15 protein-coding genes and 1 riboswitch are annotated in these 14,609 nt (G+C 32.3%); of the genes, 2 read left to right on the forward strand and 13 right to left on the reverse strand.

Annotation, left to right across the window (positions count from 1 at the left end; genetic code table 11):
- Positions 1-28 precede the first annotated feature (28 nt).
- The 9 genes from ABEY15_RS19765 to rluB form a co-directional block, all read right to left on the reverse strand.
- Positions 29-814 (reverse strand): ABC transporter ATP-binding protein, encoded by a 786-nt coding sequence (locus ABEY15_RS19765; protein ID WP_429891791.1) that lies wholly within the window; start codon positions 812-814, stop codon positions 29-31.
- Positions 811-1,863 (reverse strand): FecCD family ABC transporter permease, encoded by a 1,053-nt coding sequence (locus ABEY15_RS19770; RefSeq protein ID WP_429891792.1) that lies wholly within the window; start codon positions 1,861-1,863, stop codon positions 811-813. The genes ABEY15_RS19765 and ABEY15_RS19770 overlap by 4 nt, the downstream gene beginning before the upstream one ends.
- Entirely contained in the window at positions 1,829-2,788 is a 960-nt protein-coding gene (locus ABEY15_RS19775) for an ABC transporter substrate-binding protein (protein WP_429891793.1), read from the reverse strand. The genes ABEY15_RS19770 and ABEY15_RS19775 overlap by 35 nt, the downstream gene beginning before the upstream one ends.
- A 127-nt stretch (positions 2,789-2,915) precedes the next feature.
- Positions 2,916-3,088, reverse strand: a riboswitch (cobalamin riboswitch).
- A 147-nt stretch (positions 3,089-3,235) separates the two neighbouring features.
- On the reverse strand, positions 3,236-5,020 hold the full coding sequence (locus tag ABEY15_RS19780) for an ATP-binding protein (protein WP_429891794.1): 1,785 nt from the start codon (positions 5,018-5,020) through the stop codon (positions 3,236-3,238).
- Positions 5,020-5,739, reverse strand: coding sequence for a response regulator transcription factor (locus ABEY15_RS19785; RefSeq protein WP_025672290.1), 720 nt, complete (start codon positions 5,737-5,739; stop codon positions 5,020-5,022). The genes ABEY15_RS19780 and ABEY15_RS19785 overlap by 1 nt, the downstream gene beginning before the upstream one ends.
- A gap of 235 nt (positions 5,740-5,974) precedes the next feature.
- The gene (gene ccsB, locus ABEY15_RS19790; protein WP_429891795.1) at positions 5,975-7,141 is read right to left on the reverse strand and encodes a c-type cytochrome biogenesis protein CcsB; all 1,167 of its coding nucleotides are present in this window, start codon (positions 7,139-7,141) and stop codon (positions 5,975-5,977) included.
- A gap of 20 nt (positions 7,142-7,161) precedes the next feature.
- Entirely contained in the window at positions 7,162-8,778 is a 1,617-nt protein-coding gene (resB, locus tag ABEY15_RS19795; RefSeq protein WP_429891796.1) for a cytochrome c biogenesis protein ResB, read from the reverse strand.
- 28 nt (positions 8,779-8,806) lie between these two features.
- On the reverse strand, positions 8,807-9,334 hold the full coding sequence (gene resA / locus ABEY15_RS19800) for a thiol-disulfide oxidoreductase ResA (protein WP_331223468.1): 528 nt from the start codon (positions 9,332-9,334) through the stop codon (positions 8,807-8,809).
- A gap of 281 nt (positions 9,335-9,615) precedes the next feature.
- Positions 9,616-10,344: a 23S rRNA pseudouridine(2605) synthase RluB gene (rluB, locus tag ABEY15_RS19805; RefSeq protein ID WP_248268871.1), complete on the reverse strand. Its 729-nt coding sequence runs from the start codon at positions 10,342-10,344 to the stop codon at positions 9,616-9,618.
- Between the two features lie 243 nt (positions 10,345-10,587).
- Here rluB and ABEY15_RS19810 point away from each other — a divergent pair, with 243 nt between their 5' ends.
- Entirely contained in the window at positions 10,588-10,866 is a 279-nt protein-coding gene (locus ABEY15_RS19810; protein ID WP_098231587.1) for a hypothetical protein, read from the forward strand.
- A gap of 67 nt (positions 10,867-10,933) precedes the next feature.
- Positions 10,934-11,206, forward strand: coding sequence for a hypothetical protein (locus tag ABEY15_RS19815; protein WP_429891797.1), 273 nt, complete (start codon positions 10,934-10,936; stop codon positions 11,204-11,206).
- A gap of 107 nt (positions 11,207-11,313) precedes the next feature.
- On the opposite strand, the gene ABEY15_RS19820 is transcribed toward ABEY15_RS19815, so the two are convergent.
- Genes ABEY15_RS19820 through ABEY15_RS19835 form a run of 4 tightly spaced genes read right to left on the reverse strand, consistent with a single transcriptional unit; the run spans position 11,314 to position 14,537 of the window.
- The gene (locus ABEY15_RS19820; RefSeq protein ID WP_429891798.1) at positions 11,314-11,787 is read right to left on the reverse strand and encodes an S-ribosylhomocysteine lyase; all 474 of its coding nucleotides are present in this window, start codon (positions 11,785-11,787) and stop codon (positions 11,314-11,316) included.
- Between the two features lie 29 nt (positions 11,788-11,816).
- Entirely contained in the window at positions 11,817-12,458 is a 642-nt protein-coding gene (locus tag ABEY15_RS19825) for a class I SAM-dependent DNA methyltransferase (RefSeq protein WP_429891799.1), read from the reverse strand.
- Positions 12,459-13,613, reverse strand: a complete 1,155-nt coding sequence (locus tag ABEY15_RS19830; RefSeq protein WP_429891800.1) for a bifunctional cystathionine gamma-lyase/homocysteine desulfhydrase — start codon at positions 13,611-13,613, stop codon at positions 12,459-12,461.
- 3 nt (positions 13,614-13,616) lie between these two features.
- Complete coding sequence (locus ABEY15_RS19835) at positions 13,617-14,537, reverse strand: PLP-dependent cysteine synthase family protein (protein ID WP_429891801.1); 921 nt, start codon at positions 14,535-14,537, stop codon at positions 13,617-13,619.
- Positions 14,538-14,609 lie beyond the last annotated feature (72 nt).

The following is a 14,609-nucleotide window of genomic DNA, read 5'->3' on the forward strand; positions in this document are numbered from 1 at the left end:
AAAAACCTCTCCTTTTTTCAATTTTAATTTACAAAACATTACTTTTATAAATAATGACCTTTTTATTTGTTTCGGGATTATCTAAGATTTGAAAAGATGTATCATATAAACCTTTCAATAAATCTTCACTTAAAACTGAGTCTGTTTTTCCTTCGATATAAATTTTTCCGTCCTTTAATCCTATTAATCGATCACAGTAAAGACTTGCTAAATTTAAGTCATGAAAAACAGTTACAATCGTTTTATTCTCCTGTTTTTGTAATTCCTTTAATACGTCTAAAATTTTAATTGTATGCATTAAATCTAAATGATTACTTGGTTCGTCTAAAAAAATATATGGTGTTTCTTGAGCGAAGCATTGGGCAAGAAATACTCTTTGACGCTCACCACCACTAATTTCATTTATGAAGCTTTTTTCCATCTTCTTAGTACCAGTCATCATCATTGCATTATTGACTGCAGTTTCATCGATTGCGGACCAGCTAGGAAAAAAGGAAGACGAATGAGCAAGACGTCCAAGTTTAACTGTTTCTTTTACTTCATAAGAATATGTATAGGAATTTTGTTGTGATAAAACAGCAATCTTTTTTGCTATTTGTTTATTAGACATACTAGTAACAAATTCTCCATCCAACATTACATTTCCTTTAGATGGCTTAAAAAGTCCACAAAGAATATTTAAAAACGTTGACTTTCCACTACCATTTGGACCAATAATTCCTAGCCATTCTCCTTGATTAATAGAATAAGACAGTTCATCCAAATCAGTATGAATACCATCATATGAATATGAGATATCTTGACATTTGATCATACTTTTCCCCTATTTCTTTTCAAAGATAGTAATATAAAAGCAAATATTGGAGCACCAATTAAAGATGTAATTACTCCAATTGGTAATTCTCTAGGAGCTAAAACAACCCTAGATAAAATGTCAGATCCAATTAAAAATATTGCGCCATTGATCATCGATAATGGAAGTAATTTTTTATGTAATGGCCCTACCATAGTTCTAGTAAAATGCGGAACAACTAATCCTACAAATCCAATTGTTCCCGATACTGCTACTGCTGCACCAGATAAAATACTTCCTGTTAACAAAATTAAATAAGTGGATTTTTTCACATCAATTCCGATATGTTTTGCATTTGTACTACCAAATGTCATCGCATCTAACTGCCTATTTTGACTGAATAAAATTAAAAAAGAAACTATTAAAAATGGTAATAAACTTAGAGAGTATTGGATGCCTCTACCACTAATATTTCCCATTAACCATCCAATTACTGCTCGTAATTCATTATTTGAAAACGTAATAAATAATGATAACAATGCAGAACAAAATGAACTTATTATAATACCACCTAATATAATTGTCTCTACATTTAGGGATCGATCTAGTTTTCTAACAAATAGTAATAATAAGATGAGTGTGCCAAACCCAAATAATATACTAACAACTGGCAAGGTAAAATAAGTTACAAAAGGTAAACTTATTTGGAAAAACAAAACTACAACAGCTCCTACAGAAGCGCCTGAAGAAACACCTAATGTAAAAGGATCAGCTAATGGATTTTTAAGTATTCCTTGAAATGCAACACCTGCCAAAGAAAGGCACGCACCGACTAATCCAGCTAACATAACCCTTGGAACTCGTATATTCATGACAATTGTTTGAATATCAGTTGGAACATAATTTGTTTTAAATAGAGCATCTGAAAAGCTAGAAATAATAGAAGAAAAGGGAATCGATGTAGACCCGATCGAAACCCCTAAAATAAATAAAAAAATTAATAAGATAATTGGAATTAAAAAGATTGAATATGTATTATTTATAAAGCTCTGGGTAAACCGCCTTTGCAATTGCTTCGACTCCCTCTGCAAGTCTTGGACCAGGTCTAGATGTTGTATCTGAATTAACATCATATACACGGTGATTTTTAATTGCGTTTACTGTTTGCCAGTTTTTTCTCGTCATTACAGTTTTTTCTAAATTTGGTACATAATATCCATAAGTTGTTAAAATCACATCAGGATTAGCTTTAATAGCTGATTCCTCACTATACTTTACCCAACCTTTTTCACTTTCAGCTACGTTTTTAGCATGAACAATCGAAAGCATTTCATCTAGGAACGTACCTTTACCTGCTGTATATATTTCTGGTGGTCCTGAAATTTCAAGCCAAACCTTTGGATTTGTAGTTGCTTTAGCTGTCTTTTTGCTAATTTCATCTAATTTTGTTTTCATACCAGTTACAACTTTTTTCGATTGCTCGGTTTTTCCAGTTATTTCTCCAACTTGATGAATTGTATCATATACATCATTAATAGTTGCAGCATTTTTTACGACAAAAACATTAATCCCCGCTTGTTTTATCTGTTCTAAACCGTCAGCAGAGATTCCTAAACTTGATTCATGTGCTAAAACTAAATCAGGTTTTAATGAAATAATTTTTTCAACATTATATGTCATATCGGCATTATTTCCGCCAACTTTATCAATTGATTTTACTTCTTTTGGATAATTGTCAAAATCCGTTACCCCTACTACATCCTTGCCATCACCAATAGAAAACAAGATTTCAGTATTACTTGGAATAAGTGATACTATTCTTTTAGGTGCCTCTTTAAAGCTAATTTCTTTGTTCGTTGCATCTTTTACAGTCATTGGAAAAGTTGCTTGTTCATTTTTACTTACATTTGATTTTTTTTGTGTCGTATCATTATTACAACCAAATAATCCTAAACACAATAACATAATGATCAGACTTGATAAAAACTTTTTCATTTTAAATCCTCCTAAATATAATTGGAAAGCATAAAAAAAACCCCATTCATTTTGAACGGGGCTGAAACAACATATATATACAAGAAGTCTTGCAACTGCTGCTTCAAATTCTTACTCCCCGAAGAATTGAACATGGATGAATTTAGCAGGTCTACTGACTTTGTTTCAACCTACTCCGACCTTCCCATTCTAAAAGAACAGTGGCTATTCGTTTCGTCCACATTACAGTTGCGGGGACAGTTCTGGATTATACCAGATTCCCTTTTAAGCAAAACTTGCACTAAACTCATCAATATTTCATTAATTCAATCGTAAGATAAATTTGGTAAGAATTCAATTATTTTATTTATATGTTTATTATTTTACTAACCTTTTATATGTTTTTTGTGTGTTTTGCAGAAATTTCGTCTCTAAACATCATGGAAATATGTTTTATATGAAACAAGATTACTCTACATCTTTTTCGTTCATTCGTAAATTATGCGGTATTTTAACTTTAAATGTCGTTCCCTGTCCTACTTCACTATAGACCTGGATCGATCCACCATGTGCTGTTACAATATTTTTAACGATTGATAAACCTAAACCCGTTCCACTTCTACCTCTTGTACGAGCTTTATCCGCTTTATAAAAACGTTCAAATACAAATGGTAAATCTTCATTTGAAATCCCTGCACCTGAATCAATAAAATTAAATGTAGTTGATCGTTCATTTTGATTTACTGAAACAATTATTCTTCCATTTTCATTTGTATGTCTTATTGCATTATCAATTAAATTTGTAAAAACCTGTTCCATTCGATCCTCATCTATGAAGATATTTAAATGCGGAATGTTGTCGATTTCTCCAAATAGCTTAATATTTTTTTCCTTTGCTAAACCTTTAAACTTGCGTAAAATTCGATCTACAAATTGTACTAGAGGAACGAATTCTCTATTTAATTCAGTAAAACCGTTTTCCATTCTTGCTAAATCTAACAAATCATTTACTAATCGACCCATTCTAAGTGACTCATCGTAAATAATTTGAGACAATTCTTGCATTTCTTCCTTGGATTCTGCTACACCATCAACAATCGCTTCGCTATAACCTTGTAATAAAGAAATAGGCGTACGTAGTTCATGAGAAACATGCGCTATAAAATCTTTTCTCATTTTTTCTAGACGTCTTTGCTCTGTAACATCACGAATCACCGCTACAACGCCTCTTATATTTGTTTGATTATAAAGAGGCGACATTAAAACTTGCCAATTGCCTTGATCGAAATTTAATTCTATAAATTGCTTTTTCTCACTTTCGACTACTAATACAAATAAATCTAATAGTTCTTTCGTTAAAACAAGTGAAGAAGGTTCTTCAAATTGATCATCATTAAGCATTTTCAAAAAGCGTTCAGCTGGTGGATTCGATGTCACGATTTGACCTTCTTTATCAATCGAAATTACACCATCTACCATACTTGTAATAATATTAGAAACTTTCTCTTTCTCTTGTTTTAATGCATTCATATTAAAATTTAATTGTTTACTCATCTTGTTAAATGAATACGCAAGCTCTCCAATTTCATCACTAGAATGAATTGGTACTTTCACATTAAAGTTCCCTGAAGTCATACTACTTACAACTTCTTTCATCTTTCTAAGAGGAGCTGTAATTTTAGAAGAAAGAAAGAATGAGAAAAATGTTGTTAACACGATTCCAATCGATGCAGCGAGCAAGACAAAATTAGTCGTTTGGTGAATCATCACTTTTACAGGTTGTAATGTTTGGTATATAAATACAGCTCCATTTTTTGAGTTTGTATGTAATGGAACACCCACTACTAATTTTTCTCTCTCACTATTTTCACCATAAACAAGTCTTTTACTGACCTCTTTATTATCAGTTAACGGTTTATTTAAGATTTCATCATTTTTTATTTCTTTAAAAGGTAGCTCCTGTATTCCATATGTATTATTTGAATACCATGGCTCTTGTCCGTCAATAGAAATGATTACTCTTGAATATCTACTAACAATATTATTTGATAAATACTCAATATCGGAGAGTGGTTGACCATTTTCTATTAATTGAGCAATTTTTGTAGCATCATCTTTCATATTTTGTACTTGAAGGTCAATATAAAATTTTTCAAAAAATCCTATTAAGACAAAGGTCAAGAATGATAATACAAGAGAGACTAGTAAGATAATTGTCAGCCAAAGCTTTCCGACTAAACTTCTTACGATCATTACTCCTGACCTACTTCAAATTTATAACCGACACCCCAAACAGTGACGATCATTTTCGCAGCATCCTCAGAACTTTTACTTAATTTTTCTCGCAGTCGTTTTACATGTGTGTCTACTGTACGTAAATCTCCGAAAAAATCATATTGCCAAACTGATTTTAATAATGTTTCACGATCAAATACTTTGTCAGGTGCTTTAGCTAAAAACAACAGTAGTTCATATTCTTTTGGCGTTAAACTGATCTCTTCCCCTTCAACAATTACTTTATGAGCGTCATTATCAATCGTTAGATGCGGAAACACAACGATATCCTTCGCTGAAGAATTGTCTGAAGTAAATACTGGTACGGGTGAAGAACGTCTTAATAGAGCTTTAACTCGAAGAACGACTTCACGCGGACTAAATGGTTTAACGATATAATCGTCTGTACCTACTTCAAAACCTTGAACTCGGTTTGTTTCTTCACCTTTTGCCGTTAACATGATGACAGGAGTTGTTTTTGTTTTTCTTAATTCCCTACAAACTTCAATTCCATCAATTTTAGGCATCATCAAATCTAGTACGATTAAGGAATATTCATTCTTCAATGCTAAATTTAAAGCATCCTCGCCATTTTCAGCTTCATCAATACTATAACCATCACGTTCCAAATACATTTTTAATAATCGTCTAATACGATCTTCATCATCTGCTATTAATATTTTTATATTTTGATCCATAATTTCGACCCCCTCTTCATAATTTTACATAATAAAAATTGTATATTCTAGTATAATTTGTGAACATTTTTACATAATTCTTTGAATTTATTATTTCCATAAAATAGTGAAAAAAAACTAGGGAGTAAGTGTACCATTTCTAGTGAACCAAATTTAAATACATGTGGATCGAAAAAAAAAATTAGAAAAAAAGCCCTGTAAAGGAAGGTTATTCCTTTATAGGGCTTTTTAATAATTACGCATAAGAGTGTAAGCCTGCAATGATTAAGTTAACAGCAATTAAGTTAAACATAATAATTGCAAATCCTAGTACGGCTAACCAAGCAGATTTTTCACCTTGCCAATTTCGTTTGAAACGAAGATGTAAAAACACTGCATAGAATAACCATGTTATTAATGCCCAATCTTCTTTTGGGTCCCAGCTCCAGAACTTTGTCCAAGCAATTTGAGCCCAAATCATAGCAAAGATTAGTCCACCCAGTGTAAATACCGGAAAACCAATTGCTACAGCACGGTATCCGATTTCGTCTAATAATTCACTATCGACTTTTTGTACAAAAGGCTGTAAAAATGCACCAATTCGTTTTCTTAAAATTAAACGGATGATTGCATATAATGCCGCTCCAGCAAAAATTGACCAAATTACAGTATTTAATTTCTTAGCATTAACCATAGCCGGCATTTCTGCAAGGGCTTCAAATCGATCTTTTGTAGTTAATTCACCTTTATGTGGACCAACAATTGACGGAAGATTATAGACCATTTCTTCTTGTACTTTATCTTTATTAATCCAATTATATTTTGCTTCGTATCCAGATGCAGTAAACGCTGTTGAAATAACGACGAAACCAACAACAGTTACTAAGAAATATAAAACTGCTTCTAGCCAAAATGTTTTCTTTGTTGATACTTTTTGATCGATATTTTTAATTAAATAAATTAGTCCTGTAATAAAGCTAATTGCTAAAATAGCTTCCCCTAAAGCTGCTGTCGTTACGTGGATATGTAACCAATAGCTTTTTAAAGATGGAACTAAAGGTTTGATTTCATGTGGAAATACTGATGCATAAGCAATGATGATAATTGACAACGGTAATGCGAATAATCCAATTATATTTAAACGATACATAAAATAAATCATGATAAACGCAAAAACTAACATCATTCCAAAGAATGTGATAAATTCAAATAGATTACTTACGGGTGCATGTCCAGCAGCAATCCATCTTAAAATAAAATAAGTAATTTGCGATAAGAATCCAATTATTGTAATTGTAATACCAATTGTACCCCATCTATTAGGACCATTATCATTTGTTTTCATCGAGCCGCCAAAAAAGAAAGTAGCTACAATATAACAAATAAACGCGATAAATAAAAAATTACTACTTAGCTCGTACATATTTTCCCCCTATTTAAACACTATTCATTAGCTTGTTGATCAATCGGCAATTCTATTTTTGTGTCTTTAAACACTTTCTTTAATTCCATCTTTAAACCATAATAGTTTTTATTTGTAAATGCCGCAACCCAAACTTCCCCATCTTGATTTTGGATCCAAACGCGTCGGTGATACCAATACATACCTTGAATTACACCAATCATAAAGATTGCTCCTCCAAGTCCTAGTAACCAAAGAGTTAAATCTTTACGTACTGTTAAACCTGTTGAATCTTTTGTTTCAATACCTGCAAATGACATTTTATATTTGTTTTCACCATTTGGTTCAATATTTTGTTTGATCGCAACAAATGCTACTTCACCTTTTGGAGTTTTTGGAGTAGTCATTTTAAATACAAACGCCGGATTGTTCGGTTTTCTTGTTTTTGTATCAGGTTGACCATCAGAGTTAAAATAGAAATCTGGAAAATAATTTTTAAGTTCTACTTTATATCCATTTTTCAAGTCATATACTTCTTTAGGATTTTGTAAATCTACTGTGATTGGCCCTAATTTTTCACCTGTTTGTTTATTTTGTAATGTAAATAAAAATGCACTAAATTCACCAATTCGATAATCTACTTGATATAAAGCGAAGTTTTGAAACTTTAGAGGTTCATTTACTTTAATACTATAATCTTTTACTTTTTTAAGTTTTGGATCTTCTCCTGGTATTAAATTTCCTTCGCGTTTATACAACGTCACATCGGCTTGATAGTTTTTTGGAATTTTATCATTTCCAAAGCGCTCAATCGCTTTTTTATAAACTTTACCCTCTTTATCTTTATCATACGTTTCCATATGGAAATCATTTAATTTAATATAATAGTTTTGGTTTGTACCAACGACAGGTTTTAATTCGCCTTCTTGAACCCAAAGGGCCTTATCCATATACATTCCTGGTACATATCTCATCATTACACCAATAAGGAAGATAATTAACCCTATATGGTTTACATATGGACCCCAACGAGAGAACCGACCTTTTTCTGCTAAGATATTGCCGTTTTCTTCACGAATTTTATAACCTCTTTTTCGTAAATTAACTTTAGCTTTTTCTATTTCATCTGGAATCTGTTCAACTCTACTAATTCCAAACATTTTTTGTCTTTTTAAAAAGTTTGGATGTCTAGTAACAGTTTGTTTGTTTAGAGCTTTATAGAGTGGTAAAATTCGATCTAAACTACAAATTACTAGTGAGATCCCAATCGATGCAACAAGTAACATGAACCACCAAGAGTTAAACGTATTATCCAAACCAATTGCATCGTATATTTTACCAAAGATTCCGTATTCATCTTGATAATACGTTGCAGGATTCGCTGTAGGCGGTAGTAAATCTCTTTGCGGAAAAATAGTACCTAATGCTGCTGCTACTAGCGTAATTAGAATGATTATAACAGCTACTTTTACAGATGAAAAAAACGTCCATATTTTATCTATATAAGTTTGATTGTTAACGATTGATCTTCTAGCAGTCCCTTCATAGCGCATATCAAGTATTTCGGTTGCTTTTTCATCTTGAGGTTTACCACATGACTCACATATTACAGTACCTACATGATTAAGATGACCACATTCACATTTAAAAGTCTCCATTTTATTTCCCCTTACTAATGTACACTCATCATTTTGGTAATATTTCTTTAATATAACTTTCAAAAGAATTTGGTGTCATTTGACCAGTTACGATTCTCTTTATTGTCCCATCCGGACTTACAAAAAACGTAGTTGGTAAAGGGTTAACACCATATATATTTAAAACCTCTTGATCTTTATCTATTCCGACTGGAAAATTAAGTTTATAATCGCTTACAAATCTTTGTACTGAAAATTTCGATTCATCCGCATTCATTGCAAGTAACTCGATCCCTTTTCCCTTATATTTCGAATAGATTTCATTCATAAAAGGCATTTCTCGCTTACATGGCTCACACCAAGTACCCCAAAAATTAACAATTACGCCTTTTCCTTTTTCACCTGAAAGAGTATATCTCTTACCAGTATTCAGCTCCGTCATAGCAAAGTTTGGTGCTTTACTTCCTTTAGTAATAACTTCATCTTTCTTAAAGAAATTTATGTAAAAAGTATAACCAATTGCACAAACCAAAACTAATAAGATAATTGTTCGAATTAACGTTCTATTTTTCTTCATATATACAGTTCCTCCCATATGATAGAATATCATTATTTCCTATTCTTGAATAGAAATTTGATACGTTTCAAAAAAGACTAAATTTTCAATCTTTTATCCTAAAATATTAAATGTTTCAAGCATAGAAAAAACTCGGTATTTACCGAGTCGTAGTGGAAAAAATAGGGTATCAGACTGAATTAAAACACAGTTTCTAAAAGTGTTAACCGGATTATAAATAAGTACGATAAATAGGTAAGGTAACTAAATAAGAAAGCAGTGAATAATAGTCTGACTTATCATTAGCGTGGCTTTGCTGTAGCCATTGCTCTTAGTTTTTTCACTTCATGAGGTGATAGTTCTCTTGCATCACCAGGTGTTAATCCAGTCAAATCTAAAAACGCATATCGTTCACGTTTTAACTTCATAACAGGTGTACCAATCGCCTCAAGCATTCTCTTAACTTGACGGTTTCTTCCTTCATGAATGATCAGTCTTACAATTGCAGTATTTTTGCTTTTATCAAGTGAAATCATTTTAACTTGAGCTGGAGCAGTTTTCCCATCCTCAAGTACAATTCCTCTTTCTAATTTACGTAACTGCTCTTTAGTTGGGATCCCTTTTACTTTTGCGATATATTCTTTATCTATTTCATATTTTGGATGTTGAAGTAGATTTGAAAATTCTCCATCATTTGTTAATAGAATGATACCTGATGTATCAAAATCTAATCTACCAATTGGATAAATACGTTGTTTAATCATTGGAAAAAAGTCTGTTACAACTTTTCTACCTTTATCATCTGAAACACTTGATATTACACCTGATGGTTTATATAAAAGGAAGTAAACTGGTTCTTCTTTATCAATTGGAATCTCTTCCACTTCAACACGATCGTTACCACTTACTTTTACACCTAACTCAGTAACAACCTGACCATTTACTTTCACTTTTCCTTCTTTAATTAACTCTTCTGCTTTACGACGAGAAGCAATTCCCGCTCTAGCAATAACTTTCTGTAATCTTTCCATTCGATCATTTCACCTCTTCAACCATCATACAGATTTATACAATTGAAAACAAGTGGCAGCTAGAAGGTTTTTTGTGAATAAAGTGCGTTATACATCAAATCTAAACCTATATTCCATTTTTTAAGACATTCGCCATCGTCAATATTCTCCTTAACCCCATGTTCCTTATTCCTTCTCTCAATATCATATTTTCTGGAAATCTATCATATAATTTACTAGATTTGCAGAAATGAGGTAATAGATATGAATTTAACTTTAAAACACTCCTCAGCCTTTGACCGTTCTAAAATTATTACGCCAGGTAGTGTGCTTATTACTAAAAAGAATGAAACAATCTATATGCTTGTTTACGAAGAAAATGAAGACGATTTTCCATATGTACTTGTCTCATTAACCGATGCAAGACTAGTCCAAAATTATGATATTATGCCAACCCTAGGAGATATTGAAGATTGGATTGGTGAAGTTACAATGGTAACTCAAAAAAACAAACTATCTATTACAATTCAAGCAAATTACTAGTTTGCTGTTTAATCTATTAGAAACCAGTCAATAATATAATTAGTAAAATGAAAAAGGAGCTTACTATATGAATTATTCTTTTAACCCAGCAGTAAAATATAATTCAGTTGGTTCGTTTAAATTAGGCGATGTATTTTTCACTTCCGATAAACCTTCAAAAGCATACAAATTAATCTATGACTCTACAGAAACTAACTTCCCTTATATTTTATTATGCTTAGATGATGACATTTCAATTCAAAGCTTTGATGATATTCCAACAATTGAAGATATTGAAGAGAATATTGGAGAAATTAAATTCACCGTTCCAAAAGAGAAATTACTTCTTGTGATCAATTAATAAAAAAAAGTAAAATTGCAGTTTCGCCTTTTTTATTTGCACTCTACAATTTTCTTAATTCCAACAATTTTAAAAAACGCCATCCATTAAGATGACGTTTTTCACTATTAAGCAAATACGCTTTCCAACGTTTCGACTGTTTGTTCGTTCCAATATTTTAACCATTTTTTTGCGCCTTCAAGGTCATGAAGTTTTGCTTGGCCGCATTGAAGCTCATTTGCAGCCGGTACTTCTTCAACTTGTAGTCCAAGTTCAGCTGTTTTACGTAATAATGTAATTACTTCTGAAATTGAAGGTGTACCAGCGATGATTAAATAAAATCCTGTTTGGCATCCCATTGGTGATAAATCAATAATTTTAAAAGGGTCACCCGCAGGTACTGCTTCACGAACGTTCAAAGCTAATAAATGTTCTAATGTGTGAATTGTATCTGGCTTCATTGCTTGCTTATTTGGTTGGCAAAAACGAATATCATATTTTGTAACTACTCCGTCTGTACCAACTGCATGAGTACCACAGTGTCTAACGTAAGGAGCAACAACTTTTGTATGATCTAATTCAAAACTTTCAACTGATGGCATATTTTATTTCCTCCTAAAATTACATCTCTCTATTTTTTTGTAGCTTCAACGATCCATACAAAATCATTATATTGTTCGAATTTCACATCAAATCCATTTTTTTCAAAATGTGAACGAACAACTGGAATTAATGGATAATATTCTCTAATTAAATCATCTCTTAGATTGATATAATTTGCATTTTCTGCTTTTGCAATTTCATTCTTATAATCGTTTTCCGTTAAAAACATTGTATCCGCAAATACGATTTTCCCATTCGAGTTCAATAATGAGCTATATATTTTAATAGCTTCATATTTTTCTTGATCAGTTAAATGATGAAAAACGTATGAACTTACAATTGTATCAATCCCGGCCTGTGGTTTTGGAAAATCAATTAAATCTCCGTCGTGAATCGTAATATTTTCTCCTAATTTCTTTGAGGCAATAATTCTCATCTCAGGAGATGGTTCGATTGGAAATACAGTTTTTCCTTTATCAAGAAGTAACTTTGTTAAATTCCCTGTACCAATACCAAATTCAAGGACGCTGTTTCCACTTCTATTAACAATTTCATTCAGTATTTCATCATAACGTCGAAATGCTTCTTTATATTCTGGGTCATGGCCTTGAACAAAAGAATCGTAACTTTCTGCCCAACCGGTAAAAACATCTAAAAACTCTCTACCCATTTATCTCACCTTTGATGTTTGAAATATTAATGCTTGTTCTAGGTCTTCAATTAAATCTTCTAGATCTTCTAGACCAACTGATAATCGAATTAATTCATCAGAAATTCCTGATGCAATTCGTTTTTCCCTAGGTATTGAAGCATGCGTCATTTTTGAAGGGATACCTACAAGACTTTCAACTGCTCCTAAACTTTCAGCTAGTGTGAACCATTTTAATTTACCCACAAATTCTTCTGGATCTAAACCTTCTTTTAATTCAAAAGATAACATGCCACCAAATCCACTGCTTTGTTGTTTTGCTAATCCATGATTTGGATGTGTCGATAATCCAGGATAGAAAACTTTATTTACATTTGGGTGATTCGATAAGAACGTCACAATTTCATGCGTATTTCTTTCATGCTCTTCCATTCTAATTCCAAGCGTTTTAATACCTCGTTGTAATAACCAGCTATCGTTTGGTCCTAAAACTCCACCAATCGAATTTTGATAAAATGCTAATTCTTCAGCTAACTCTTCTTTATTTGTTACAACAATACCTGCTACTACGTCACTATGACCTCCAAGGTACTTAGTTCCACTATGAACAACAATATCAGCACCTAGTGTAAGAGGTTGTTGCCAGTATGGAGTAGCAAAAGTATTATCAACAATTGTTAATAAGTCATATTCATTTGCAAGTTTTGCAATTGCTTTAATATCAGTAATTTTTAATAATGGATTACTAGGTGACTCAATAAAAATTGCTTTTGTATTTGGTGAAATAACATTTTCAACTAAAGTAATATTACTTGTATCAACAAATGTAGCTGTAATACCTAAATTTGATAATACTCTTGTAAGTAATCGGTAAGTACCACCATAAACATCATCGCCCACTACGATATGGTCACCAGTCTTGAATAAACTAAACACAGTATGAATCGCTGCCATCCCAGATGCAAATGCAAATCCTGCAACCCCGTGTTCAATATCTTTCATTAACTCTTCAAGAGCATGTCGTGTCGGATTGCCTGTTCTGGAATATTCAAATCCTCTATGTTTGCCAACAGCATCTTGTTTATACGTACTAGTTTGATAAATTGGAACACTAACCGCACCAGTTGTTTCATCTCTACTAATTCCCCCGTGTATTAACGCCGTCTTTTTCTTCATCTTTTATCCCTCACTATATATGTTTTTACTTAAGTATCTTTCACTACTATCTGGGAAAATCGTTACGATTGTACTCCCTGGTTTTGCTTTTTTTGCTTCTAATAAACTTGCATATAACGCAGCTCCTGAGGAACTGCCAACTAAAAGTCCTTCATTCGTTGCTAGTTCTTTTACTAAACGAAATGCGTCTGAATCAAGCACTGTATGAATATCATCAAATAAGTTTGTATCTACAAAAGCAGGAATGAATTCCATTCCAATTCCTTCTGTATCATGTGAACCTGGCTCTCCACCATTTAAGATTGATCCTTCTGGTTCGACAATAACTGTTTTTACATTTTGTAAATTATCTTTTAAATACTTAGCTGTTCCAGTAAATGTTCCTCCACTACCAGCTCCAGCAACAAATACATCTATTTTTCCATCGAGTTGGTCAACTAACTCTGGACCTAATGTTTTGTAATAAGTTCTTGGATTTGCTTCATTACTAAATTGTGAAGGTACAAATGAATTCGGAATTTCTTTTGACAGCTCATTTGCTTTTTTAATTGCACCTGTCATTCCATCTTCTGTAGGTGTGTTCACAATTTTTGATCCTAGTGCTTTCATCAATGTTTGTTTTTCAATACTGAATTTTTCAGGAACAACAAATATCACATTTACGCCATATTTTATAGCTGCTAGAGCTAAACCAATTCCTGTATTTCCGGCGGTTGGTTCAATTACTGTACCACCTTTTTCTAATTTACCTTCATTAATTGCACTTTCTAATAATTCCATTCCAAGTCGATCTTTTACACTTCCACCTGGGTTACAGAATTCTAGCTTTGCAAATAGTCTTGTTCCTTTTGGTAAAGGGAATGTTGTAATTTCAAGCAATGGTGTTGATCCGATCAGCTCGTGTACTGACTTTACAACTTTCATAACTTCAAGCTCCTTTATGTCACAAAAAGGTTAGTTTCTTCCAATCCATTATATGCAACATGGGTAAAATTG

It is taken from the genome of Gottfriedia acidiceleris (assembly GCF_050457485.1).
Taxonomy (GTDB): domain Bacteria; phylum Bacillota; class Bacilli; order Bacillales; family Bacillaceae_G; genus Gottfriedia; species Gottfriedia acidiceleris_D.

What these genes read in the sequence shown, in the direction of transcription:
- ABEY15_RS19765 (WP_429891791.1), bottom strand. Translation starts at nt 814, where the DNA reads ATGATCAAATGTCAAGATATCTCATATTCATATGATGGTATTCATACT.
- ABEY15_RS19775 (WP_429891793.1), bottom strand. Translation starts at nt 2,788, where the DNA reads ATGAAAAAGTTTTTATCAAGTCTGATCATTATGTTATTGTGTTTAGGA.
- ABEY15_RS19780 (WP_429891794.1), bottom strand. Translation starts at nt 5,020, where the DNA reads ATGATCGTAAGAAGTTTAGTCGGAAAGCTTTGGCTGACAATTATCTTA.
- ABEY15_RS19785 (WP_025672290.1), bottom strand. Translation starts at nt 5,739, where the DNA reads ATGGATCAAAATATAAAAATATTAATAGCAGATGATGAAGATCGTATT.
- ccsB (WP_429891795.1), bottom strand. Translation starts at nt 7,141, where the DNA reads ATGTACGAGCTAAGTAGTAATTTTTTATTTATCGCGTTTATTTGTTAT.
- resB (WP_429891796.1), bottom strand. Translation starts at nt 8,778, where the DNA reads ATGGAGACTTTTAAATGTGAATGTGGTCATCTTAATCATGTAGGTACT.
- resA (WP_331223468.1), bottom strand. Translation starts at nt 9,334, where the DNA reads ATGAAGAAAAATAGAACGTTAATTCGAACAATTATCTTATTAGTTTTG.
- rluB (WP_248268871.1), bottom strand. Translation starts at nt 10,344, where the DNA reads ATGGAAAGATTACAGAAAGTTATTGCTAGAGCGGGAATTGCTTCTCGT.
- ABEY15_RS19810 (WP_098231587.1), top strand. Translation starts at nt 10,588, where the DNA reads ATGAATTTAACTTTAAAACACTCCTCAGCCTTTGACCGTTCTAAAATT.
- ABEY15_RS19815 (WP_429891797.1), top strand. Translation starts at nt 10,934, where the DNA reads ATGAATTATTCTTTTAACCCAGCAGTAAAATATAATTCAGTTGGTTCG.
- ABEY15_RS19820 (WP_429891798.1), bottom strand. Translation starts at nt 11,787, where the DNA reads ATGCCATCAGTTGAAAGTTTTGAATTAGATCATACAAAAGTTGTTGCT.
- ABEY15_RS19825 (WP_429891799.1), bottom strand. Translation starts at nt 12,458, where the DNA reads ATGGGTAGAGAGTTTTTAGATGTTTTTACCGGTTGGGCAGAAAGTTAC.
- ABEY15_RS19830 (WP_429891800.1), bottom strand. Translation starts at nt 13,613, where the DNA reads ATGAAGAAAAAGACGGCGTTAATACACGGGGGAATTAGTAGAGATGAA.
- ABEY15_RS19835 (WP_429891801.1), bottom strand. Translation starts at nt 14,537, where the DNA reads ATGAAAGTTGTAAAGTCAGTACACGAGCTGATCGGATCAACACCATTG.